General features: G+C 66.5%; 25 protein-coding genes. 11 read left to right on the forward strand and 14 right to left on the reverse strand.

Annotated features, from left to right (window positions below; translation table 11 throughout):
* Positions 1–157 precede the first annotated feature (157 nt).
* Together FHS69_RS00005 and FHS69_RS00010 are read right to left on the reverse strand one after the other, a co-directional pair.
* Positions 158–511 (reverse strand): hypothetical protein, encoded by a 354-nt coding sequence (locus tag FHS69_RS00005; protein ID WP_166775614.1) that lies wholly within the window; start codon positions 509–511, stop codon positions 158–160.
* Positions 501–716 carry a hypothetical protein gene (locus FHS69_RS00010; protein WP_166775615.1) on the reverse strand — a complete coding sequence of 72 codons (216 nt, stop codon included), beginning with the start codon at positions 714–716 and terminating at the stop codon, positions 501–503. The genes FHS69_RS00005 and FHS69_RS00010 overlap by 11 nt, the downstream gene beginning before the upstream one ends.
* Positions 717–827: 111 nt before the next feature.
* Here FHS69_RS00010 and FHS69_RS00015 point away from each other — a divergent pair, with 111 nt between their 5' ends.
* Positions 828–1,526, forward strand: coding sequence for a LexA family transcriptional regulator (locus FHS69_RS00015; RefSeq protein WP_166775616.1), 699 nt, complete (start codon positions 828–830; stop codon positions 1,524–1,526).
* An 11-nt stretch (positions 1,527–1,537) separates the two neighbouring features.
* Here FHS69_RS00015 and FHS69_RS00020 read toward each other — a convergent pair whose 3' ends face one another.
* The gene (locus tag FHS69_RS00020) at positions 1,538–1,906 is read right to left on the reverse strand and encodes a cytochrome c (protein WP_166775617.1); all 369 of its coding nucleotides are present in this window, start codon (positions 1,904–1,906) and stop codon (positions 1,538–1,540) included.
* Positions 1,907–2,027: 121 nt separating this feature from the next.
* Here FHS69_RS00020 and FHS69_RS00025 point away from each other — a divergent pair, with 121 nt between their 5' ends.
* On the forward strand, positions 2,028–2,669 hold the full coding sequence (locus FHS69_RS00025; RefSeq protein WP_166777006.1) for an MBL fold metallo-hydrolase: 642 nt from the start codon (positions 2,028–2,030) through the stop codon (positions 2,667–2,669).
* Between the two features lie 123 nt (positions 2,670–2,792).
* Here FHS69_RS00025 and FHS69_RS00030 read toward each other — a convergent pair whose 3' ends face one another.
* Complete coding sequence (locus tag FHS69_RS00030) at positions 2,793–3,191, reverse strand: MAPEG family protein (protein WP_166775618.1); 399 nt, start codon at positions 3,189–3,191, stop codon at positions 2,793–2,795.
* 252 nt (positions 3,192–3,443) lie between these two features.
* Here FHS69_RS00030 and rpmF point away from each other — a divergent pair, with 252 nt between their 5' ends.
* The 5 genes from rpmF to FHS69_RS00055 all read left to right on the forward strand — a co-directional run bounded on the left by rpmF (position 3,444) and on the right by FHS69_RS00055 (position 6,472).
* A complete protein-coding gene (rpmF, locus tag FHS69_RS00035; protein WP_067464131.1) occupies positions 3,444–3,623 on the forward strand; it encodes a 50S ribosomal protein L32 in 180 nt (59 codons plus the stop codon).
* 27 nt (positions 3,624–3,650) lie between these two features.
* Positions 3,651–4,688: a phosphate acyltransferase PlsX gene (plsX, locus tag FHS69_RS00040; protein ID WP_067499883.1), complete on the forward strand. Its 1,038-nt coding sequence runs from the start codon at positions 3,651–3,653 to the stop codon at positions 4,686–4,688.
* Positions 4,685–5,650, forward strand: a complete 966-nt coding sequence (locus FHS69_RS00045) for a beta-ketoacyl-ACP synthase III (protein ID WP_067672397.1) — start codon at positions 4,685–4,687, stop codon at positions 5,648–5,650. Before plsX ends, FHS69_RS00045 begins: the two co-directional genes overlap by 4 nt.
* A gap of 128 nt (positions 5,651–5,778) precedes the next feature.
* Complete coding sequence (locus FHS69_RS00050; RefSeq protein WP_172603228.1) at positions 5,779–6,078, forward strand: integration host factor subunit alpha; 300 nt, start codon at positions 5,779–5,781, stop codon at positions 6,076–6,078.
* A gap of 22 nt (positions 6,079–6,100) precedes the next feature.
* Positions 6,101–6,472, forward strand: coding sequence for a MerR family transcriptional regulator (locus FHS69_RS00055; RefSeq protein WP_067464139.1), 372 nt, complete (start codon positions 6,101–6,103; stop codon positions 6,470–6,472).
* Between the two features lie 10 nt (positions 6,473–6,482).
* Here the strand turns inward: FHS69_RS00055 and FHS69_RS00060 are convergent, their stop codons facing one another.
* The 5 genes from FHS69_RS00060 to FHS69_RS00080 all read right to left on the reverse strand — a co-directional run bounded on the left by FHS69_RS00060 (position 6,483) and on the right by FHS69_RS00080 (position 13,479).
* Entirely contained in the window at positions 6,483–7,859 is a 1,377-nt protein-coding gene (locus tag FHS69_RS00060; RefSeq protein WP_243844491.1) for a M24 family metallopeptidase, read from the reverse strand.
* Between the two features lie 25 nt (positions 7,860–7,884).
* On the reverse strand, positions 7,885–11,307 hold the full coding sequence (locus FHS69_RS00065; protein ID WP_166775619.1) for an AAA family ATPase: 3,423 nt from the start codon (positions 11,305–11,307) through the stop codon (positions 7,885–7,887).
* Positions 11,308–11,334: 27 nt separating this feature from the next.
* Positions 11,335–12,075, reverse strand: coding sequence for a thioredoxin domain-containing protein (locus tag FHS69_RS00070; protein ID WP_067464147.1), 741 nt, complete (start codon positions 12,073–12,075; stop codon positions 11,335–11,337).
* A gap of 100 nt (positions 12,076–12,175) precedes the next feature.
* Entirely contained in the window at positions 12,176–12,886 is a 711-nt protein-coding gene (locus FHS69_RS00075; RefSeq protein ID WP_243844537.1) for a thioredoxin domain-containing protein, read from the reverse strand.
* Positions 12,887–12,888: 2 nt separating this feature from the next.
* Entirely contained in the window at positions 12,889–13,479 is a 591-nt protein-coding gene (locus tag FHS69_RS00080; RefSeq protein ID WP_094062779.1) for a DUF721 domain-containing protein, read from the reverse strand.
* A gap of 14 nt (positions 13,480–13,493) precedes the next feature.
* Between FHS69_RS00080 and FHS69_RS00085 the strand changes: the two genes are divergently transcribed.
* A complete protein-coding gene (locus FHS69_RS00085; protein ID WP_166775621.1) occupies positions 13,494–14,516 on the forward strand; it encodes an NUDIX domain-containing protein in 1,023 nt (340 codons plus the stop codon).
* Here the strand turns inward: FHS69_RS00085 and FHS69_RS00090 are convergent.
* Entirely contained in the window at positions 14,513–14,734 is a 222-nt protein-coding gene (locus FHS69_RS00090) for a hypothetical protein (RefSeq protein WP_067464154.1), read from the reverse strand. The two genes, FHS69_RS00085 and FHS69_RS00090, sit on opposite strands and share 4 nt — an antisense overlap.
* A 112-nt stretch (positions 14,735–14,846) precedes the next feature.
* On the opposite strand from FHS69_RS00090, the gene FHS69_RS00095 reads away from it, so the two are divergent.
* The 3 genes from FHS69_RS00095 to FHS69_RS00105 all read left to right on the forward strand — a co-directional run bounded on the left by FHS69_RS00095 (position 14,847) and on the right by FHS69_RS00105 (position 17,698).
* A complete protein-coding gene (locus FHS69_RS00095) occupies positions 14,847–16,157 on the forward strand; it encodes a serine hydrolase domain-containing protein (RefSeq protein WP_166775623.1) in 1,311 nt (436 codons plus the stop codon).
* Between the two features lie 78 nt (positions 16,158–16,235).
* Positions 16,236–17,018, forward strand: coding sequence for an NAD(+) diphosphatase (gene nudC / locus FHS69_RS00100; protein WP_233457351.1), 783 nt, complete (start codon positions 16,236–16,238; stop codon positions 17,016–17,018).
* Positions 17,015–17,698 (forward strand): DsbA family oxidoreductase, encoded by a 684-nt coding sequence (locus FHS69_RS00105; RefSeq protein ID WP_166775624.1) that lies wholly within the window; start codon positions 17,015–17,017, stop codon positions 17,696–17,698. The genes nudC and FHS69_RS00105 overlap by 4 nt, the downstream gene beginning before the upstream one ends.
* A gap of 57 nt (positions 17,699–17,755) precedes the next feature.
* Here the strand turns inward: FHS69_RS00105 and FHS69_RS00110 are convergent, their stop codons facing one another.
* From FHS69_RS00110 to mgtE, 4 genes are all read right to left on the reverse strand, one after another.
* Positions 17,756–17,998 carry a hypothetical protein gene (locus FHS69_RS00110; RefSeq protein WP_067464166.1) on the reverse strand — a complete coding sequence of 81 codons (243 nt, stop codon included), beginning with the start codon at positions 17,996–17,998 and terminating at the stop codon, positions 17,756–17,758.
* A gap of 62 nt (positions 17,999–18,060) precedes the next feature.
* A complete protein-coding gene (locus FHS69_RS00115; protein ID WP_166775626.1) occupies positions 18,061–19,848 on the reverse strand; it encodes a methyl-accepting chemotaxis protein in 1,788 nt (595 codons plus the stop codon).
* A 169-nt stretch (positions 19,849–20,017) separates the two neighbouring features.
* Entirely contained in the window at positions 20,018–20,407 is a 390-nt protein-coding gene (locus FHS69_RS00120; protein ID WP_067464172.1) for a DUF1489 family protein, read from the reverse strand.
* Positions 20,408–20,742: 335 nt separating this feature from the next.
* Positions 20,743–22,203, reverse strand: a complete 1,461-nt coding sequence (gene mgtE / locus FHS69_RS00125) for a magnesium transporter (RefSeq protein ID WP_208380046.1) — start codon at positions 22,201–22,203, stop codon at positions 20,743–20,745.
* Positions 22,204–22,222 lie beyond the last annotated feature (19 nt).

The raw sequence follows: 22,222 nt of genomic DNA on the forward strand, positions 1-22,222 counted from the left end.
GCCAAGCCGAGAGTCACGATACGGTTCATGCAGAAACCTTTCGGCTTCTTCCAATTGCAAAGCAAGTTCACGGAAGACTAGCCATGTCTGCTTACCACCCCAATTCAGCCGTTCCCACAACACGTAACACGTGACGAAAGCTGCCATGCGTACAGCCTCAGTTCTCTTCGAGAAGGAGCAACTCGCACCGGACAATTAGCCGCGGTTCGGGGATGAGCCGGTGTTCGACTTCCACCACGCCCGCATCGGCCACCAGTTGGCCGGGGATGGCGAATTCGTGATCGGGCAGGGCGGCGACGAACTCTTCGCCAGCCTCCACCGCCTCGTCGCCTGCGAACAGGATTGCGAGGCTGTGCCGCGTGCCCGCAAAGGTGATGCTGGCCCAGGCCTTCTCGGTATGCGTCAACACCTGACCGTGATGCGCGTGGAGGTCGGCCAGCGCGGCGCGCAGGCGGTCGGCGGCGGTGCGGCGCGCGCGCGGCGCGCGGGGCGGGATTGTTTCATCCGACATGCGCGGTTTCCTGCGTGGGGGCTGCTTCGCGCGCGGCCTCGAACCCGGCCATGAAACCGCGGATGCGCTGTTCGGTGCGGTCGCGGGGCTCGCGGCCCATGCGCAAATCGAGCACGAAGCGCGGGTCATGCGCGGCGAGACGGCCGAACTTGGTGGCCGCCATCTCGTGCTGGCGGAGGAATTTCTCGACGGATCGGATCAGCATCGCAGGCTCCCCAATAGGCTGGTCAGACAGGCGAATCGCTCGCCGTGTTCCTGATTCGTTCCAGTCGAAATCCTACTTGTCTAGGAAAAATCCTATGGTATAGGAAAATTCATGGAGAGTATCTCACGCGATGAGCAGCACGCCCGCGGTCGGCTGCAGGATCTGGTCCGTAAGAACGGCACGAGCCTTGCCGGTCTTTCGCGCCTCATCGGGCGTAATCCAGCCTATTTGCAGCAATATGTGACGCGCGGTAGCCCGCGCCACCTCGATGAGCCGGACCTGCGTAAAATCGCGGAATTTCTCGGTGTTTCGACCAGGGTGATCGAAACACGCCGATTTGACGACAAGCGGCTCGATTCACCGACACAACGCCGCGCCGCACTGGCCGAATACGACGCCGCACAGAGTGACGACTGGTTCGAGGTACCCCGCCTGTCGCTCGACGCCTCGGCGGGTCCGGGCGCGTTCTCGGCGGAGGAAATTTCCTTCGACAGCTTCCGCTTCAGCCGTCGCTGGCTGCGCGAAATGGGGCTGGAGGGTGCCGATCTCACCGCGATCCGCGTCGAGGGCGACAGCATGGAACCAACGCTGCGCAGCGGCGACGAGATCTTCGTCGACCGCAACAAGCGTTCGGGCGAGGGCATCCACGTCGTGCGCATCGGCGAAGCGCTGCACGTCAAGCAGGTCCAGGCCAGCGCGCCGGGCCGCATCGCGCTGATCAGTGCGAACGACAGCTACGCCCCGATCGACCTCGCCCGCGACGAGGTCGAGGTGATCGGGCGCGTGGTGTGGAAAGGCGGGCGGGTCTAGCTGCCCCAGCGCTACGATGGGCGCTTTACGTAATCGTCCGACTGCAGCGTGAGCATGTAGTCGGCGATCAGTTCGATGTCCTCTTCGACCAGGTCGACATCCATCTGCATCGGGTAATTGTGGGCATCCGACAGGAAGGTGACGAGCGTCGCGCGGGTCACGCCCGGACTGTTGGCGATGTCCGCGAAGCCCGGCGCCTGCGGGTTGGGAGACACCGCATTGTCGCGCACTGCATGGCACTGACCGCAGATCGCGGTGACGTAATCGGGCGGGGCGGCCGCACCCGCTGCTGCCGCTTGCGGGGAGGCGAGCGGTGCCCCCTGCGTCTGGCATCCCGCCAGTGCCACGGTGGCCAGTGTTGCTGCGATCACGGTGCGCATTGCATTCCCTCCAGGTGCCCTGATTGCACATGCGCCAAGACGCGCCTTGTTTTCAATCAAGAAGCAACGCATTTTCCTCGCCGACATGGAAAACGACACGCAAGCGCAGTCCGGCCCGCCGATGAAGGCGGGTATCGTCCCCGTAACCCCGTTGCAGCAGAATTGCTCGCTGATCTGGTGCACGAAAACCAACAAGGGTGCGCTGATCGATCCGGGCGGCGATCTCGACAAGCTGAAGGCGGCGGTCGCCAAGTCGGGTGTGGAGCTCGAGAAAATCCTCATCACGCATGGTCACATGGACCATTGCGGCGAGGCGGGCGTGCTGGCGAAGGAACTCGGCCTGCGAATCGAGGGGCCACACGAAGCGGATCGCTTCTGGATCGCGCGGCTGGAGGAGGATGGCGCCAGATACGGCATGAACGCCGAAGTGTTCGAGCCCGATCGCTGGCTGGTCGACGGCGACACGGTGACGGTGGGTGAACTGACGCTCGAAGTGATCCATTGCCCCGGCCACACGCCCGGCCACGTGGTGTTCTTCAACCGCGAGAGCAAGTTCGCGGTGGTCGGCGACGTCTTGTTCCAGGGCAGCATCGGACGCACCGATTTCCCGATGGGCAACCACCAGGACCTGATCGACGCGATCACGCAGAAACTGTGGCCGCTGGGCGACGACGTGACCTTCATCCCCGGCCATGGCCCGACCAGCACTTTCGGCCAGGAACGCAAGACCAACGCCTTCGTGAGCGATTACGCGCTTTCCTGAGGCGTGCGGGAAGCGCCTCCGCGCTTCCCTTGCGGGATGGTACAGCAAGGTCGGGACGGAGGTCCCGACCGCACCACACAAAAACTCCCCGCCCGGCTCGTGCCAAGCGGGGAGGCTAGCGCTTCACATCACCCCGAGAACGATCAGCACTGCGACGATCGCGAGCCCGAGCAGTGTCAGCATGGTCACCAGCGTGCCGATCATCCGCGGCTTGGTGGCGCCTTCGCCGTCCATCCCGAAACCATGCGCCACGCGGCCCAGCATGTAGAGGCCCGCGACCCATGCGAGCCACGGCTCGCCCCTGCCGGTCAGTTCGATTGCCGCAATCAGCGCCAGCGCGAAGGGCGTGTTCTCGACGAAGTTGAGCTGCGCGCGCATCCGCCGCGTGAGCGGGCCGCCTGCATCGTCGCCGTGGATCGTCTTGGTCGCGCCGCGCATCTGGCCGACGCGGACCGCGAGCCATAGATTGATGATTGCTGCCGCGGCCGCCGCGGTCAGTGTAACCGGCAGGATAGTGCCCATGAGTTTCTCCCCTGCGCTCCCAGCGAGCGCACTACCCGGAGGGGTGCTAGGGCGATGCCGCGCGCCGCGCAATCCTGCCGCATGCATGACCGGCCTGCTTCACGGGTTGCATCGCCCGCGATTTTCGCTATAGCGCGCGCCTTCACCGCCACGGTCGGGATATTCGGGTTCACGCGCTCTTGCGGCGTGCCGGACCTTCCCCTAGGGCGGCCACCGAAATTGATTGAAATTGTTTGAGGAACAGGTGCCGCCATGGCCGTCCCCAAGAGGAAAGTATCGCCCCACCGTCGCGGCAATCGCCGTGCACACGATTCGCTCAAGGTCGAAGCTCATCACGAGTGCTCGAACTGCGGCGAACTCAAGCGGCCGCACAACCTGTGCCCGCATTGCGGATATTACAACGGCCGCGAAATCATCGCCGTCGGACTGTAAGACCGTAAGCCAAGCCGGAGAAAGCACATGAGTCTGCCGCGTATCGCCGTCGATGCGATGGGCGGCGACGAAGGTGTGCGCGTGATGGTCGAGGGCGCCGCGCTTGCGCGTCGGCGCCACGACAAGTTCCAGTTCCTGCTGGTTGGCGACGAAACGCGGATCAAGGCCGCGCTCGACGCGCACCCCGGCATGGCCGGTGCGTCCGAAATCCTGCATTGTACCGACGTCGTCGGCGGCGACGAGCTGCCGAGCCGCGCGCTGCGTCGTGCCAAGACCACCAGCATGGGCCTCGCGGTCAATGCGGTGAAGCAGGGCGCTGCGGGGGCGGCGGTATCCGCCGGCAATACCGGCGCGCTGATGGCGATGAGCAAGCTTGCGCTGCGCACCATGCCGGGGCTCGATCGCCCGGCGCTGGCCGCGCTGCTGCCGACGCTGACCGACGATGACGTGGTCATGCTCGATCTCGGAGCGAATCGCGAATGCGACGCGCGCAACCTCGTGCAGTTCGCGATCATGGGCGCCGCCTACGCGCGGATCGTCACCGGGCGCGAACGGCCGCGCACGCGGCTGCTCAATATCGGGACCGAGGAAACCAAGGGCACTGAAGACATCCAGGCTGCGGCCGAGGCGCTGCGCGCCGCGACCGGGCTGGCGATGGATTTCGAAGGCTATGTCGAGGCCGACAAGATCAATCGCGGCGAATGCGACGTGGTGGTCTGCGACGGATTCTCGGGCAATATTGCGCTGAAGGCGATCGAGGGCGCGGCGCGCTTCGTGACCGACCTGCTCCGCACGGCTTTCACCAGCTCGCTTCGCTCCAAGATCGGCTTCCTCGTCTCGCGGCCCGCGACCGAACTGCTGCGGCACCATCTCGATCCCAACAACCACAACGGGGCGGTCTTCCTCGGCCTCAACGGCGTGGTGGTGAAAAGCCACGGCAGCGCCAATGCCAAGGGCGTCGCCAATGCGGTGGAAGTCGCCGCGCGGTTGCTCGAGGATGACATCACCAATCGTATCAAGCGCGATCTGGGCGAAATCGAAGCGGCGGGCGTTACCGCCAAATGATCCGTTCGGTGATCACCGGTACGGGCTCGGCGCTACCGGCCAATTGCGTGACCAATGCCGATCTGGCCGCGAAGGTCGACACCAGCGACGAATGGATCGTCGAACGCACCGGGATCCGCCAGCGTTACATCGCCGACGATAGCGAGACGACTTCCAGCCTCGCGACCGTGGCCGCGCGCAATGCGCTCGATGCGGCCGGTATCGATGCGGGCGAGATCGGCCTGATCGTCCTTGCCACGGCGACACCCGATCACACCTTTCCTGCCACCGCCACGCAGGTCCAGGCCGCGCTCGGCTGCGGCGGGGGCGTCGCTTTCGATGTGCAGGCGGTCTGTTCGGGCTTCCTCTACGCGCTTGCCACAGCCGATTCGCTGCTGCGCACGGGCATGGCCGGCAAGGCGCTGGTGATCGGTTCGGAAACCTTCAGCCGCATCCTCGATTGGGACGATCGCACCACCTGCGTGTTGTTCGGCGATGGCGCGGGGGCGGTCGTGCTCGAAGCGCAGGACGTGGCCGAGGACGGCCCCGGCATCCTTGCCAGCCGGCTGCATGCCGATGGGCAGCACAAGGACATGCTCTTCGTCGACGGCGGGCCCTCGACCACGGGAACGGTCGGCAAGCTGCGGATGAAAGGGCGCGAGGTGTTCCGCCACGCGGTCGTCAACCTCGCCGACGTGCTCAAGGAAGTGCTCGACGAGACCGGCAAATGCGCTGCGGATATCGACTGGGTGGTCCCGCATCAGGCTAATGCCAGGATTCTCGATGCGACCGCGCGCAAGCTCGAACTGCCAGTCGAAAAGATCGTCGTGACGGTCGATCGTCACGCCAACACCTCCGCCGCCTCGGTCCCGCTGGCGCTCGATACGGCCATGCGCGACGGGCGGATCCAGCCGGGCGATCTGGTGATGTTCGAGGCGATGGGCGGCGGCTTCACCTGGGGCGCCTCGCTGGTCCGCTTCTAAGCAAAGTCCCGTATACGGGGCGTTCCGGTTTGCCTGAACGGCCGCAAATCCCTATATTGCTTGGCGAAGTTTCATACACGGTTGGCGGTGTCGCTCAGGGTCGCATCTGGGGGAAGGATTGGATGGATATGATGCGCTCTGTGGGCACTCTTACCCGGGCCGACCTGGCTGAAACGATCAATCGCAAGATGGGTCTCTCGCGCGCCGAATCGCTCGACATGGTCGAAGCGATCCTCGGCAAGATGTGCGACGCGCTGGCGGATGGCGAGAATGTGAAGATCTCGGGATTCGGCAGTTTCGTTCTGCGCGACAAGAAGGAGCGCGTCGGCCGTAACCCCAAGACGGGGGTGGAAGTGCCGATCACGCCCCGCCGGGTGATGACGTTCCGCGCCAGCCAGCTGCTGAAGGAGCGGATTGCCAACGGCTGACGGTCGGGCGTAAGGATACGCCATGGCTCAATTCGACGACGGCAAGGACCAGGACGCGCTGCGCACGATCGGCGAAGTCGCCAAGGCGACCGGGATCAAGGCGCATGTGCTGCGTTACTGGGAACAGCAATTCCCGATGCTCAAGCCGCTTACGCGCAGCGGCGGACGGCGCTATTACCGCCCCGAAGACATCGAACTGATCGAGCGGATCGACCGGCTGGTCAATCGCGAAGGCTATACGCTGAAAGGCGCCAAGGCGGCGCTGCGCGAGACTCCCGATCCGCAGGCTGCGGCACAGGCACCCGCTGCGCCGACGCCAGCCGCGGACCATGCCGAACTTGTCGGCAAGCTCAAGGCTATCCGCGACGATCTGAAGGCCGCATTGGCCGCCTGACTACTTGGCGTCAGTCGCTGGGGATCAGCGTCAGTTCGGTCTGACGGCCGTCGAGGAAGCGTACCGTCTTGCCATCGAAGAACGCGTCTTCTTCCGATCGGAAGTCGACCACCTGTCCGCCCCATTCGGGCACGGCGCTGTATGACGTCAGTTCGATCGACCATGCGGTATTAGGCTGGAGGATGTATTCCCCGCGCGGATCGCCATGCTGATTGTCCCAGAACCCGATCGGCGTACCCGCGCCATGTCCGTGCAGTCCGATGGGGTGCGAGTAGATTGACGGGTCCAGCCCCTCGGCAATCGCCCGGCTGCGCGCGCGGGCCAGAATTGCATTGCCGGTCAGGCCAGCCTCGAAGCTGTCCAACAGCGCGTCCTGCACCCGGTTGGTCGCAGCCAGCCCCGCGCGGAGGCCGGCAGGGGCCTCGGTCTCGCCCGGCTTGAGGACATAGGCGAGATGCTGCGTGTCGGTGTTTAGTCGCAGGTAGGTGATGCCGAAATCGGTCCACAGCAAATCGCCGGGCTCGATCACCGTATCGCCCCGAAGCATGCCGTCGGCACCCTCGCGCTGGATGCCCACCGACGGGTGGAACCATGGCGTCAGGCCCTGCGTGGCAAGCGTTTCGCGATACCACCATTCGACATCGGCAGCGGTGGTCGCCCCGGGCGTGATGACCGCGCCTGAAAAAGCCTGCGCGATCAGCGCATGCGCGATCCGGACGATCCCCGGATAGAGCGCGATTTCGGCAGGCGTTCGCGTCTCCAGCCAGCGCGTGGCCAGCGTTTCTCCCGACACGATCCGCTCGCGATACTCCGGCGAAAGCGCCGCGGTCAGCAAGCGGTACTGGCTGAGCGTCATGCCATCGCCGAATGCCGCCAGATCGGAGGTGTTGATCGCGATGGTCGCGGGATCGCGTCGGGCAATGATATCGGCGACCGCTTGCCACTGGTCGGGCTGTTTCTCGGGATCCCAGGCGGCCTCGAACAGTCCGCCAAGGCCGTAACGGCTGACGGTCAGCCGTTCGATCGCCTGTCCTTCGCCCGGGTCGTGAAAGATCAGGATCGTCCGGCGCCGGGCATGCATGCTCTGCGCATCGAGCATGGTCGCGACGACCGGTTCCTCGAAATATTCGCGCGCCATGAGCACCCACATGGCGATGCCCTGTTCGCGCATGATCGCGGGAACGACCGTCTCGAGCCGCTCCGCCAGCACCGCGTCGATGACTTCGGCGCGTTCGCGCATCGGCAATAGCGGCGGCATGGCGGGGATCGCCTGCTCGGTGTCGCTCATGCCGATCTGCATTGGTGCGGCAGGCGTACGGGCGAGCGCGGGATTATGAGCGGCGAACCCCAGCAGCAGGGCTGCAAGTGACAAGCGCAGCGATATCATGGCATCGTCCCCAATGGTGACACGGCTATTCCGCCGCGAGCAATTCCTCCGCGCCGCCAAGGTCGACACTGACAAGCCGGCTGACGCCTTTTTCGATCATCGTGACCCCGAACAAGCGGTGCATCCGGCTCATCGTCACCGCATTGTGCGTGACGATCAGGTAGCGTGTCTGCGTTTCGCGGCTCATCGCGTCGAGCAGGTCGCAGAAGCGATCGATATTGGCATCGTCCAATGGCGCATCGACCTCGTCGAGCACGCAAATCGGCGCGGGATTGGTCAGGAACAACGCGAAAATCAGCGCGGTCGCGGTCAGCGCCTGTTCGCCGCCCGACAGCAGCGTAAGCGATTGCAACTTCTTGCCTGGCGGCTGCGCGAAAATCTCGAGCCCTGCTTCGAGCGGGTCGTCGCTGTCGATCAGCGCCAGATGCGCCTCGCCTCCCTCGAACAGCCGGGTGAACAACCGCTTGAAGTGATCGTTGACCTGTTCGAACGCCGCGCGCAGCCGTTCGCGCCCCTCGCGGTTGAGGTTGCCGATCGAGCCGCGCAGCCGGCTGACCGCCTCGCGCAGTTCCTCCTGCTCGGCCGCGTTGGAGCCGTGCTCGCTCTCGATCCGTTCGAGTTCTTCCGCCGCGACCAGGTTGACCGGACCGATCCGTTCGCGGCTGGCGGTGAGGCGATCCATATCCTCGCTCTCGGCTTCGGCAGAGCGGATCGCGTCCTCTTCGAATTCAAAGCGCTGCGGCAACAGCGGGGGCGGGCACTGGAAGCGTTCGCCCGCGATGCGCGCCATCTCGATCCGCCGACCGTCCTGGTTTTCCGCGCGTTCGGCGAGGCCGGCGCGATTCTCGCGGGCCTTTGCCAGCGCCTCATTGGCGGCGGCGAACCCGCTGTCGGCCTGTTGTGCCTCGGCCTGGGCAGCGCTCACCGCCGCCTCGGCCGCCGCCAATTCGCGCGCCAGCCGTTCGCGGACCTGGTCGCCCTGTTCGATCTCCCGCATAAGCCCCTCGGGCTTGGCTGCGGTAACCGCGCGGTCCTGCTCGATTTCCTCGGCACGGATTTCCATTTCCGACAGCCGCCGCGCGGCATCGCCGCTGCGCGCCTGCCAGTTGGCCATGTCGCTGCGCTGCGCCGCTGCCCGCTCGCGCGCCACCGCCAGCGACTGGTCGTGGCTGGCGAGTTCGGCGGCGCGTGCCTGCAGCGTTGCGCGGGAAGCCTCGTTCTTGGCCCGCGCGGCCTCGAGCGCAGCGCGGCCCGCTTCGGGATCGGGCAGCGCGTCGCGCCGGGCCTGCGCGGCATCGAGCTCCGCCCTGGCCGCCTCGAGTGTCTCGGCATGCTCGGCTTCGTTGCGGGCCAGTTCCTCGAGCCGCGCGGCCAGCCGTTCGCGCGCTGCTTCGGCCTGGTCGAGCGCGCGCAATGCCTGGCGTTCCGCATCGGCGGCTCCCGCCAGTTCGCGTTCGCGCGCCACGAGATCGCGCTGCAACTGCGCCAGTTCTTCGCCCGCCATGTCCAGCGTCGACTGCGCGTTCCCTGCGGCTTCGCGCAGCGCGGGCAATCGGCGGTCGAGTTCGGCAAAGCGGTTCTCCGCTTCCAGGCGGGCCGCTTCCGCGGATCCTTCACCGCGCACCACTAGGCCATCCCAGCGGCGCAATTGGCCGGAAAGCGTCACCAGCGCGTGGCCGGGGGCAAGGGCACGGCCGTCGTCGCTCTCGGCCACATGCACCAGCGCGAGCAGTGCCCGCAGTTCGCCGGGGGCGCTCTCGACATGGGTTGAGAGGCTGTCCGGAACGGGGGAAGGGGCCTCGGCGCCGGTCCAGTAGCGTCCCTCGGAATCGCCTTCGGGCGCGCCAAGCAGGGCCTTGCCGTCGCGGCCCAGCGCTGCCGCTACCGCGCGTTCATAGCCCTTGGCCGCGCGCACGCCGTCGATCGCCTGATGGCGCCCGCTGCGCTTCGCGGCGGCGCGTTCGCGTGCATCGCGATCGCGCTTGAGTGCCTCCCATTCGCGTTGCACGCCGGACAGTTCGGCCTTGGCTTCGGCGAGTTCGGAAGAGGCGGCATCGCGCGCGGCCTGGAGTTCCGCCTTGCGCGCCTGCATCGCGTCGAGCGCGTCGCGCAATTCGGCCAGCTTCGCGCCCGCGCTCTCCGCAGCAGCGCGCGCGGCGACGACCTCGGCGTCGGGATCCTCGTCCGTCAGCGCGGCGCGCTGTTCGGCCATCCGCCGCCCTTCCGTCTCGATCCGGTCGAGCCGGCTGCGCGCCTGCGCGATCGCGGCTTCGGCCACGCGCCATTCGGCTTCGACCCCGGCATTGTCCGCGGTCGCGCGGGCCAGCGCGAGTTCGGCGGCGCGGCTGTCTCGTTCGGCCTGCTCATGCGTGCGTTCGAGCGCGGGGCGGCGTTCCTCGTCGCCCGCCAGCGCCTTTTCGCTCTCGGCCAGTTCGCGTTCGAGCCGCGACAGCGATTCGGCGGCATCGCGGGTCAAGCGGTCGGCATCGCCGCGATCGGCTTCGAGCCGCGCTTTCTGGCGATCGAGGTCGGCCAGCCTCTGTTCGGCGGCTTCGAGCTGGCTGGTCAGTGCAGCCATGCGATGGCCATGCGCGCTCGCGTCGTCGCGTCGGTCGGCCTGCTCCTCGCGCGCTAGGGCCAGAGCCTCGGCCGCGCTGCGCTGCGCTTTCTGCGCTTCGTCGGCAGCCGCCTGCGCCTCGTTCACGCGTGCTTCGGCATCGGCGGCAGCGGCCTTGGCCTGTTCGGCCGCCGCTGCCGCATCGCGCCAGCGCGCAAACACCAGCCGCGCTTCGGCAATGCGGATCTTTTCGGACAGCTTGCTGTAGCGTTCGGCCTGCTTCGCTTGCCGCCGCAACGAGGCGATCTGGCTGTCGAGCCCGGCCATGATGTCTTCGAGCCGTTCGAGATTGCTCTCGGTCTGGCGCAGCTTGCTCTCGGCATCGCGGCGGCGGACATGCAGCCCGGCAATCCCCGCGGCTTCCTCCAACATCTGGCGACGCTCGGTGGGCTTGGCGGCGATGACCTGCGCGATCTTGCCCTGGCTGACCAGCGCGGGGCTGTGCGCCCCGGTGGCGGCATCGGCGAAGATCAGCGCGACGTCCTTGGCGCGCACATCGCGTCCGTTGAGGCGATAGGCGCTGCCCGCGCCGCGTTCGATCCGCCGGACGACTTCCATTTCGTCGCCGTCATCGTCCGCGCCGTTGAGCACCACCTCGGCGAAATCGCGTTGCGGGCGGCTCTGCGTGCCCGCGAAGATGACGTCTTCCATCCCACCCGAGCGCATGGATTTGGGCGAGTTTTCGCCCATCACCCAGCGGATTGCCTCGAGCAGGTTGGACTTGCCGCAACCATTGGGGCCGACGACACCCGTCAGCCCCGGTTCGATATGCAGGGTGGCAGGTTCGACGAAGCTCTTGAAGCCGCTCAATCGAAGCTTCGAGATCTCCATCTGTACCCTGGCCCCCCGCTACCGGTCTTACCTGGCGCCGGCGCGCTGCAGGATGGGTTCGAGCGCGGCCCAGGTGTTGGCATCGACATCGCGGCCGTTGAGCTTGAAGGTCGGCGTGCCGGTGATGTTGAATTCGCTGCTGTAGCGCTGCGTGTAATCGGCCATCTGCTCGAGCGAGGCGACATCGGCGAGGCAGGCACGGCCCTGGTCTTCGCTGATCCCGCGCGAGGCGAAGAAGTCGAGATAGCCCATCTGTTCTGCCGCCACCACGAAGCGTTCCTCCATCGGGCGCTGCATCGCCGCTTCGAATGCCGCCTGATTGGTCTGGATCGGCTCCATGATGGATTCGTAATTGGCCCAGACCTGGTCGGACAGGGGGATGACCGCTTCATCGGGGCCGCACTGCGTCATGCGCTGGAGCAGCAGGTCGAGCGGGCCGTGGATCGCGAACTGGCGCAGTTCGAAACTGACCACGCCGCTATCGACATATTCGAGCAGCGGTTCGCCGCCTTCCATCGAGAAACGCGCGCAGGTGGGGCAGGTCAGCGAACCGTATTCGATCAGCTTGAGCGGCGCGTCGGGATTGCCGACCAGCGTCCCGCCGTCCTCGGTCATTGTCGCGGTGCTGCGCCATTCGGTGCCCTCGGGTGCGGGGATTGCGGCGATCGCTTCGCCTTCGATTGCGCCGGTTTCTTCGGCTCCCGCGCCGCAGGCGGCAAGCGCCAGGGCGAGCGGGGCGGCAAGGGCGAAGCGCAGGGTCTTGGTCATCGGTATCCTCATCTATGAAGCGGGAAGGCTAGGCCGGTGCGGCATGCAGGGGAAAGGCAGGGTCTTCCCTATCCACAGGCCTTTCCCCCGAAAAGCACGGTTAATCGGCGATCACTACGCTGCTGAGCCGCTTTTCGAGCGCGGGCCAGTTGTGCGTGCCTTCGAGCAATTCGCCATCGAGCACGAAGCTGGGCGTGCCCGGCAGGCCGTATTTGGCGATATCTGCGGCCGATTGCTCGGCCATCACCTGCGCTTTGGCTTCGTCCGACAGGCAGGCGTCGATCTGGCTGCGCGTATAGCCGCGTCCCTGCATGATGTCGTAGAAGTCGAGATCGCTCGCGATCGCCTGGAAGCGCGCCGAATGGCTGCCGAACTGCCAGCGCGAACGCTGGGCCTGCGTGCTCTTCTGGACCTTCGCCATCCAGTCCTCGTAGCGATACATGATCGCTTCGTGATTGCCGGCGAACTTCTGCGGTTCGCCGCAATGGGTGAGCAGCGCGGCGGTCAGGTCGACCGGATCGCGGATCAGGTGACGGATTTCGTAGCTGATCCGGCCCGTCGGCACGTAGGCCAGCCGGATCGCGCTATCGCCCTGCCGTGCAAATGTGGCGCAGAGCGAACAGGTGTAGCTCATGAACTCGACCAGCTTCACCTTGGCTTCGGGATTGCCGAAGCGGTGCCCGCCCTCGGTTTCGTCCTGCATGGTCGCCCAGTTCGCACCGGGCAGGATCATGCGGTCCTGCGCATTGGCCGCGAGCGCCAGCACGCCGGCCCCGGTCAGCGCGATTGCGCCCATGACTGCGGTCTTCATTTTCACGATCTGTCTTTCCCATCCTCTTGCGCATCCAGTCCGCGCGCCAGCGATTCCAGCACGGTGCGCAGTTCCGGATCGCCGATATCGCGCAGGCTGTCGCCCAGTTCCATCGGAATCGGCTTGAGCGACGGCGGCGGTTTGCGTTCCTCCCTGCCGGGGGGTGGCTTAACCGCGCCTTGCCGCAGCTTGATCCGCGCGACCGCGCGATAGCCGAAGAAGCGGTTCACCCGGTCGATGATCTCGGGAATGACCTGCTGCACCAGCGGCGCATGCGCGGGTTTGACCACCAGATGCATGATGCCTTCGGATTTCTCGCCGGGTGGGAAGCGGATCATTTCGGGCGTACAGGTGCGCGCATGCGCCTCGCCCACGATCTCGGGCCAGCGGCTGACGACCGATGACTGGACGAAGCCGAAGCGGCGAAACGCGCTGCGGCCGATCTGCGGCATCAGGTCGCTGATCGGCTTGGCCCCGCCGCCGCGCGGGCGGTTGTATTGCTTGGCCGGCGTCTTCGCGCCGCCTGCCGCCTTGCCGCGAACCGGCCTGTCGCCCCTGGTCGTCTTGTCGCTTTCCATGATGGCAGCGCTCATGCCATAGGCGGCGCGTGGCCGCTACCGTCTCCGACATATTGCTCGACTGGTACGATCGTCATGCGCGCGACTTGCCGTGGCGCGCACCGCCCGGCACGCCGCCGCCCGATCCCTATCGCGTGTGGCTGTCCGAAGTGATGCTGCAGCAGACCACGGTGGCGGCGGTGAAACCCTATTTCGAGGCGTTCACCCGGCGTTGGCCCGATGTCGCCGCACTCGCCGCCGCGCCGGAAGATGACGTCATGGCGGCGTGGGCGGGGCTGGGCTACTATTCGCGCGCGCGCAATCTCGTGAAATGCGCGCGCGCGGTCGCGGCGCGAGGCGGGTTCCCCACCACCGAAGCCGAACTGCGCGAATTGCCGGGGCTGGGCGCCTATACCGCCGCGGCGGTGGCGGCGATCGCCTTTGCCCAGCGCGCGGTGGTGGTCGATGCCAATGTCGAACGCGTGGTCACGCGGCTGTTCGCGATCGACACGCCAATGCCCGCCGCGCGCAAGCCCATCCGCGTCGCAGCGGATGCCATCACACCCGCTCGCCGTGCGGGGGATTTCGCGCAGGCGATGATGGATCTCGGATCCTCGGTCTGCACTGCGCGCGAGCCCAGATGCCTGCTGTGTCCCCTGGCGAAGGCGTGCAAGGCGTGCGCGACGGGCGATCCGGCACGCTTGCCGGTGAAAGCGCCGAAGAAGCCGAAGCCATTGCGCCGGGGCCGCGCCTTCTGGATCGAACGCGAGGGCGCGGTCTGGCTGGTCCGGCGCGAGGGCAAAGGGATGCTGGGGGGCATGCGCGCGCTCCCCGATGATGGCTGGAGCGCGCGCGCCGATGGTACCGGCGCAGCGCCAATGGGGGGGGACTGGGAAAGCGCCGGAGTGGTGCGGCATGTCTTCACGCATGCCGCGCTCGAACTGTCGGTGGTTATACAGCGCAACGCGTCCGAACCCGACGCGGAGGGCGAATGGTGGCCGATCGACCGCATCGACGATGCCGGGCTGCCGACCCTGTTCGCCAAGGCCGCGCGGCTCGTGCTCGCGGGTTAGAAGATTCCGCCGCCCAGCGTCAGCCGCACCGCCGCGATCAGCAGCACGATCAGGCAGAAATTGCGCCCGCCATCGCTCGAGGACAATTGCCCCAGCACCACGCCGATCACGATCAGCGGCAGCGCGAGCCAGTTGGCCCAGCCGAGCAGCGGAATGGTCGCGGGGATGACAATCACGAGCGAGACGAGCCCGAACAGGATGGAAAGAAGGTTCAGCATGTGTCCTATATGGGTAGGACACTGCCGGATTGCAACGGTTTCAATTCGCAATTGACGCTCTGCACGGCCTCCCGCACAAACGCGGCGCAATTGCTATTCCGGAGAGAGACCCATGGCCTATCGCGAGTTCGCCACCCCGAACATGTCCCGCCGATCCCTGCTGCGTGGCGGCGCGTGGCTGACCGCGGGGGCTGCGCTCGCGGGCACGCTGATGGGCCGCGTGGCGATGGCGCGCGAAGGCGGGGCGGCGTGGCAGAATGTCGATGCGATGGTCCGGAAGTACGTCGACGAACGCAAGGTCGCCAACATGGTCGCCACGCTCGGCTGGGGGCGCAAGGACCCGCTTACCATTGCGCGGGGCACACTGGCGCTCGGCGGCGCGGTCAAGGCCGATCCCGACAGCCTTTATCGCATCTATTCGATGACCAAGCCGATCACCGGAATGGCGGCGATGATGCTGATCGACGAGGGGCGGCTGCGGCTTGACCAGCCGATCGCCGAATTGCTGCCCGCCTATGCCGACATGAAGGTGCAGAAGACCTATGACGGGTCGGTCACCGATGTCGTGCCCGCCGAACGGCCGATCACCGTGCGCCAGTTGCTCACCCATACGGCGGGCCTCGGCTACGGCATCGTCCAGAAGGGCCCGATCACCGAAGCCTATGCCGAACAGGGACTTATTCCCGGACAGGTCAGCCGCCTGCCGATCCCCGGGCTGGGTCGTGCCGAGCCGGTCGAAGGGCTCGATGTCTTCGCCAATCGGCTGGCGAAACTTCCGCTGGTCCTCCAGCCGGGGACCAAATGGAGCTATTCGGTCAGCCTCGACCTGCTCGGGCGCGTGATCGAAGTCGCCTCGGGCATGGCGTTCGACGACTTCCTGCGCACGCAGATCTTCGAACCCGCTGGGATGAACAGCACCTGGTTCTCCGTTCCGCAGAGCGAAATCGGCCGCTTCACCACCAATTACGGCATCCTCAACGGCACCCCCATGCCGATGGATCCGGCCAAGGCGTCGATCTATCTCGACGAACCGCCGTTCCCCTTCGGCGGGGCGGGGCTGGTGTCGAGCCCGCGCGATTACGACCGCTTCCTCAAGATGCTGCTCGGCTACGGCATGATCGAGGGCAAGCGCGTGATCGGCGAACTGGCGGTGCGTGTGGGCACGTCGGACATATTGCCCGCAACCGCCACCACCAAGGGGACCTGGATCGAAGGCCAGGGCTTCGGCGCGGGTGGCCGCGTGACCGACGGGTCCTATGGCTGGGGCGGCGCTGCCGGCACGGTTGCCTTCGTCAATTACAAGGCCGGGCTGCGCGCCAATCTGATGACGCAATACATGCCGTCCGAAGCCTATCCGATCCACGAGGGCTTCCCCAAGGCGGTGGCGGCCGACCTCGCCGCGATGCAGGGGGCAGGGGCCTAGATCGTGCTGTCCTTTACCGGTTCGCGCCTCGACCGCGCCGATCACGTCCGCGCCGATCCCGATCGGCTTGCGGGTTACATGAACTGGAAGGCACGGGTGCTCGCGCTCGACGGGCTGATGCCGTCGCTCGACGATGCCAACCGCCTTGTCTGGGGCACGCTCGCCGACGTGCCCGAGGATGCCGAGCTGTGTTTCCTCGGGCTGGACGAGGGCAAGGCCTGCTTCGCGGCGGTCCCGCCGCGCGGCGATGCGACCCCGCGCATGGCCAATCCGCAACTGTGGTCGCTGATGGCGACGCTCCAGCCCGACGACCTCGCGCTTTACGGCGGGGCACGGAGCCTGACCGACTGGCACGCGCGGCACCGGTTCTGCGCGCAATGCGGCGGCGATACCAAGCTTGCCAAGGGCGGCTGGCAGCGCGACTGCACCAATTGCGGCGCCAGCCATTTCCCCCGCACCGACCCGGTCACGATCATGCTGGTCGAACACGAAGGCCGGCTGATGCTCGGCCGCGGGCTCGGCTGGCCCGAAGGGCGCTTTTCCGCGCTTGCGGGCTTCGTCGAACCGGGCGAGAGCATCGAGGAAGGTGTTGCGCGCGAAGTGCTGGAAGAAGCCGGCGTGCGCGTGCGCGACGTGACCTATGTCGCCAGCCAGCCATGGCCCTTCCCCAGCCAGCTGATGATCGGCTGCCACAGCCACGCCGACAGCGACGAATTGACGATCGATGAAACCGAAATGGCCGAGATCAATTTCTACACCAGAGACGAAGTGCAGGCCGCGCTCGCCGGTGATGGGCCCTTCGTGGCCCCGCCGCCGCACGCAATCGCGCACTACCTGATGCAATGGTGGATCGAGAAATGACTGAACCCCGAACCCTGCGGATCGATATCTGGTCCGATGTCATGTGCCCGTGGTGCCTCGTCGGCTGGGGCAGCCTGCAGAAGGGGCTGGAACAGCTCGAGGGCGAGATCGAGGCCGATATCCGCTGGCATGCCTTCGAGCTCAATCCCGACATGGCACCCGAGGGCGAAGAACGCACCGCGCATATCGCGCGCAAATACGGCACCACCACCGAACAGTCGAAGGCTGTGCAGGGACGCATGCGCGAAGCGGCGGACAATGCGGGTGTCTCGCTCGATTACGAGGGCGGCGAGCCCGAACCCGCGGGAATGATGTGGAACACCTTCGCCGCGCACAAGCTGCTGACCTGGGCGGGCGAAGAACACGGCCCGGTGCGGCAGACCGCGCTCAAGCTTGCGCTGTTCCGCGCGCATTTCAACCAGCGCCGCGCGCTGGGCGACGAGGCGGTCCTGCTCGACATTGCCGAAGAAGAAGGGTTCGAGCGCGACGCGGCCGCTGCTGCGCTGGCGAGCGAGGAATGGGGGCGCAAGGTCCGCGCCGAACAACAGGCGGCATGGGATCTCAACATCACCGGCGTGCCCGCGATGATCGTGGAGAACAAGTTCATGATTCCCGGCGCGCAGCCCGCTGAAGCCTATGCCGATGCGCTTCGCCGGGTGGCGGAGAAAACTGCCGCCTGAACGCAAACGCCCCGCCGGTTAGGGCGGGGCGCTGCATGGTCGTTCGCGAGCGGGTGGTCAGCCGCGTGAATCCTGCATCGCGGCGAGCGTCTTGCCGCCCTTTTGCGCGTCCTGCGCGGGATTGTCCGCACCGGTTTCGGGCTCGCGATTGTCGGGATCGGTCGCGCGGTTCAGTTCGCCGCGCTTGCCGACCTGGCGGTTCACTTCGCCACCGGCCGAGCCTTGCTGCGAAGGGGTTGCCCCCTCGGTCATCTCGGCGATCAACTCGTTGTCGGGATGGCGTGATTGACGTTCGGGCATAGTGTTTCTCCTTTGCCCAACCAATGGCTCGCCCCCGCCGGATGTTCCGAGACGATTCGGGCTCAGGCGGCGCGCACCGATTCCACGAATTGCCGCGAGCGCGTATCCAGCCCATGCGCGGTTGCGTCGAGCTGGTCCGCCGACACCAGCACCTGCTCGGCCGCGGCACCCGTGCCGCGCGCCATGTCGGCGATCTGCGCCAGATTGCTGCCGACCGCGTCCACGCCGTTTGCCGCAAGATCGAGATTGCGCGCCAGTTCGCGGCTCGACAAGGACTGTTCGTCCACCGCCTGCGCAATCGCGGTGGCGGTCATCTCGACTTCGCGGATGCGTTCGCCGATCCGGGCCAGCGCCTCGCCGCTCTCGCGCGTCACCGCCTGCATGCCGACGATCCGGCAGCCGACATCGCCGGTCGCCGCGCGCGTCTGCCGGGCCAGTTCCTTGACCTCGCTCGCCACCACCGCGAAGCCGCGCCCCGCCTCGCCACCGCGCGCCGCCTCGATCGAGGCGTTAAGCGCGAGCAAATTGGTGCGGTCGGCGATCGCCCCGATCATGTCGACCACTTCGCCGATTTCTTCCGCCACCCTAGCCAGTTCGGCCATCTTGCGATCGGCGGTATCGGCGGTCTCGCGCGCATCCTGCACCATGCCTGCCGAATTGCCCGCCTGCCGTCCGATCTCGGCGATCGACATGGCGAACTGGTCGCTCGCGGATGCGGCGGCGGTCACGCCGACCTGCGTTTCCTTCATGTCGCGCGCGACTTGTTCGACGAAGCCGATGGTGCGCGTCGCGCCGCCCGCCATGTCGCTCGAGGTCGCCTGCAGTTCGCGTGCGGCCTGCGCCACGCTGCCGACGGCTTCGCCCACGCCGCCCTGGAAATTGTCGACCAGCCGGCGCAGCACGGCATTCTGCTCCGCGCGCGCCTTGCGCTGCAACTCGGCCAGCGCATCGGCGCTTTCACGGAACACCGCCAGCGCGCGCGCCATGGCACCGATCTCGTCCTCGCGCCCGGTGGCGGGAATGGTGATCGACCGGTCGCCGTCCGCCAGCCGTGTCATCGCGCCGGTGATCTCGGACAGGGAACCGGACACCTGGCGCGACAATCCGCGCGCGCCCGCGACAACCAGCGCGATGCACCCCGCGATCATCGTCAGCGCCAGCATGATTGCCCATGTACCCAGCGTGTCGAGCGCCTGTTGTGCGGCATCGGCCTGCAGCCGGAGCGCGGTCTCGATATCCGCGGCCTGGCTGGCAAGCTGGCTGCCCGATATGTCGATCGCGTTGGCCAGTGCGTCGCCCGTCGGCGAGGGGCCATGCGCCTCGATCGAGGCCTGCAGCGCGCGCAGTTCGGGATCGAATCCCTCGACCTGCGTGACCAGCCATTCCATCTGTTCGCGCGACTGGCTGCCACCGCCGTCGAGCGCGATCGTCGCGTCGATCTCGCTGCGCGCCTGGTCGAGCGTGGCGCGCGCCGAGGTCATCATCTGCGGTTCGCCCCCCGCGGCATAGCGCGAGGCATAATAGCGGCTTTCGGCAATCGAGGTCGCCAGCTGCGAAGCGGCAAGCGCGCGCGAAGCGCTGACCGCGGCGTCACCCGCGCGTGCCGAGAGCATCGCCAGCGTCCCGCCCAGAAGCAGTCCGAGCAACGCGAGCAGCAGCGTGAAGGAAGTCGCGAAGATGTGGACCTTGCCCGCGATGCTCGCGCGCATATGCGACACTCGTTCGAACCATCCGCGCCGCGGGGCGCGCCCGGCCCGTGCGGAAGGCGGGCGGCCGGCCAATTCGGGGGGCGGGGGGGCGACATCGGCCTCGCGAACGAAGGTATCGACGAAATTCGGAAGGGTGGTCATCGGGCAAACCATGCGATTGGCGGTGGGCCCCGGTTAAGCGCCGGCTCTTACCAACGCGTAAACCACGAATGAGAAAGTGCTATAAAACCAATGACTTAATTCGGAAACCTCGCGGTCGCGCCGATGTCACAATGCTTTGATTTCAGGTGCTTGGGCCGAAAGGTGCGGTTCAAATCAGGCCCAGCCGCTCCAGCTTGCCTGCCAGCTTGCCCGGAAGGGCATCGCCGATGTCCTCGCCCGGTGCCAGGTCGCGCGGCGGTTCGCCCTTGAGATAGCGCCAGCCTTGATGCGCGCGCTTGGGACGCGGGTGTACACGAACCAGTTCGGGTTTGAGGTCGATCGACCAGCGCCCGTCGCTGGTCTCGCTGAAACCGAGAATCTCGCTCCGCGCGACGATGCTGTGCTGGTGGATCCAGTAGAGCGAGCCGCCAATGCATTCTTCCCATTTGGTCGGGCGATAGCGCGTGGTCAGATTGGGGCTGCGCCGCGCGGCATACCAGTTCTCGATATCGCCATAGCTTTGCGCACCGAAAGCGATCTTGGTCAGGTTGAGCGGCATGGGGCGTGATGTAGCGCTTCGCCCCCATATCTCAACCATGCGGGATGGCGGGCGATGTTTCCTGACACGTCGGCCCGGACTTGATCCGGGGCCGGTGCTTCGTTTCACCGGGTGCGCGAAGCCAAGCAGCCCCGACCCCGGATCAAGTCCGGGGTGACGCGATGGGGGGAGGCAAACTCACTGCTTTCCTACGCCGACCCGCCACTGGCAGGATGCACCCCATGCGCGCATCTCTACCCCTCCAGGTCAAGCATTTCCGCGGTTTCGCAGCGCAGCAACCACCCGCAGCTTTTTTCGCCCTGGACCGTGTAACACCCGGTCCATGTCTCGGATGGTCAGCCCACGATCCCGCTCGCGACCGCAAGGCCGAGGAAGGCGAAAAAGCCCATCGAATCGGTGATCATGGTCACGAACACGCTGCTCGCCACCGCCGGGTCCTGGTCGAGCCGCTCGAACGCGACCGGGACCAGCACGCCGGCCAGTCCCGCCGTGATGACATTGATGACCATTGCCAGCGCGATCACGCCGCCGAGCATGGGGGTGAAGATCACGCCCGTGGCCAGCCCGACAAGTACGGCGATGGTCAGCCCGTTGAGCACCGCCACGCGGATCTCGCGCATCAATATGCGCCGTGTGTTGCTGCGCGTGAGCTGGTTGGTCGCGATCGCGCGGACGGTCACCGCCATCGTCTGCGTACCCGCATTGCCGCCGATGCTGGCTACGATCGGCATCAGCACCGCCAGCGCGACCAGTTGCTCGATCGCGGCGCCGAACAGCGCGATGATCAGGCTGGCGATCAGCGCGGTGCCCAGATTGGCGACCAGCCAGCGCACGCGCGCCGAATAGGCCTCGCGGATCGGCTCGTTGATGTCGCCTTCGCCCGCACCGCTCATCAGCAGCGCGTCCTCGCCGGCTTCCTCGGAAATGATGTGGACAACGTCGTCCACTGTCATCTGGCCGACCAGCCGCTCGTTCTCGTCGACCACCGCGGCGCTGATGAGATTGTACTTCTGGAACATCAGCCCGACCTCTTCCTGGTCGAGCGTCACCGGGACCAGCGTCTGGTCGCGCTTCATCACGTCGGCCAGCGGGATGCTGCGCGGCGCGCGCAGCACCCAGCTGAGCGCGCAGGTGCCGACCGGATGGTGCTTCTCGTCGACGACGAACACTTCGTAGAACTCGTCGGGCAGGTCGCGCCCTTCGCGCAGGAAATCGATCAAATCGCCCACGGTCAGATGCTCGGGCACCGCCACGAAATCGCGGCTCATCAGGCGGCCCGCGGTCTCCTCGGGATAGGAAAGCGCGGACTGGATGGCGATCCGGTCCTCGAGCTCGACCTCGGCCAGGATGGCGCGCTGGTCGGCCTCGTCGAGATCCTCGATCAGCTGGACCGCGTCGTCGGTCTCTAGCTGGTCGACGATCTGCGCCACCGCCTCGGGCGGCAGCGCTTCCATCATGTCCTCGCGGACATAATCGTTGAGTTCGGCGACGACTTCGGAAGTCATCAGGTCGGTGATCGCCGCCGCCAGCTGGTAGCGCTGTTCGCGCTCGAACAATTCGAGCAGGTCGGCGATGTCGGCCGGGTGCAGCGGTTCGACCAGCTCGTACACCGCCTTGGTGTCACCCGCTTCGAGCGCCTGCTCGACCGCGTCGACATATTCGCGCTTGAGCGTGTTCTCCTCGTCCATGCGCTCGTCGTCGATGCGGTCGTCGGGACGCGCTTCGCCCATGTCCTCTTCGCCCGGCGGATCGGCCAGCATCACGTCGTCGTCGGGGAGGCGGCTGTCGTCGGCCATAGGCCCGCTCTAGGCAGCG

Origin of the sequence: Qipengyuania flava, from assembly GCF_011762005.1 — a bacterium.
GTDB classification, from domain to species: Bacteria; Pseudomonadota; Alphaproteobacteria; order Sphingomonadales; family Sphingomonadaceae; genus Qipengyuania; species Qipengyuania flava.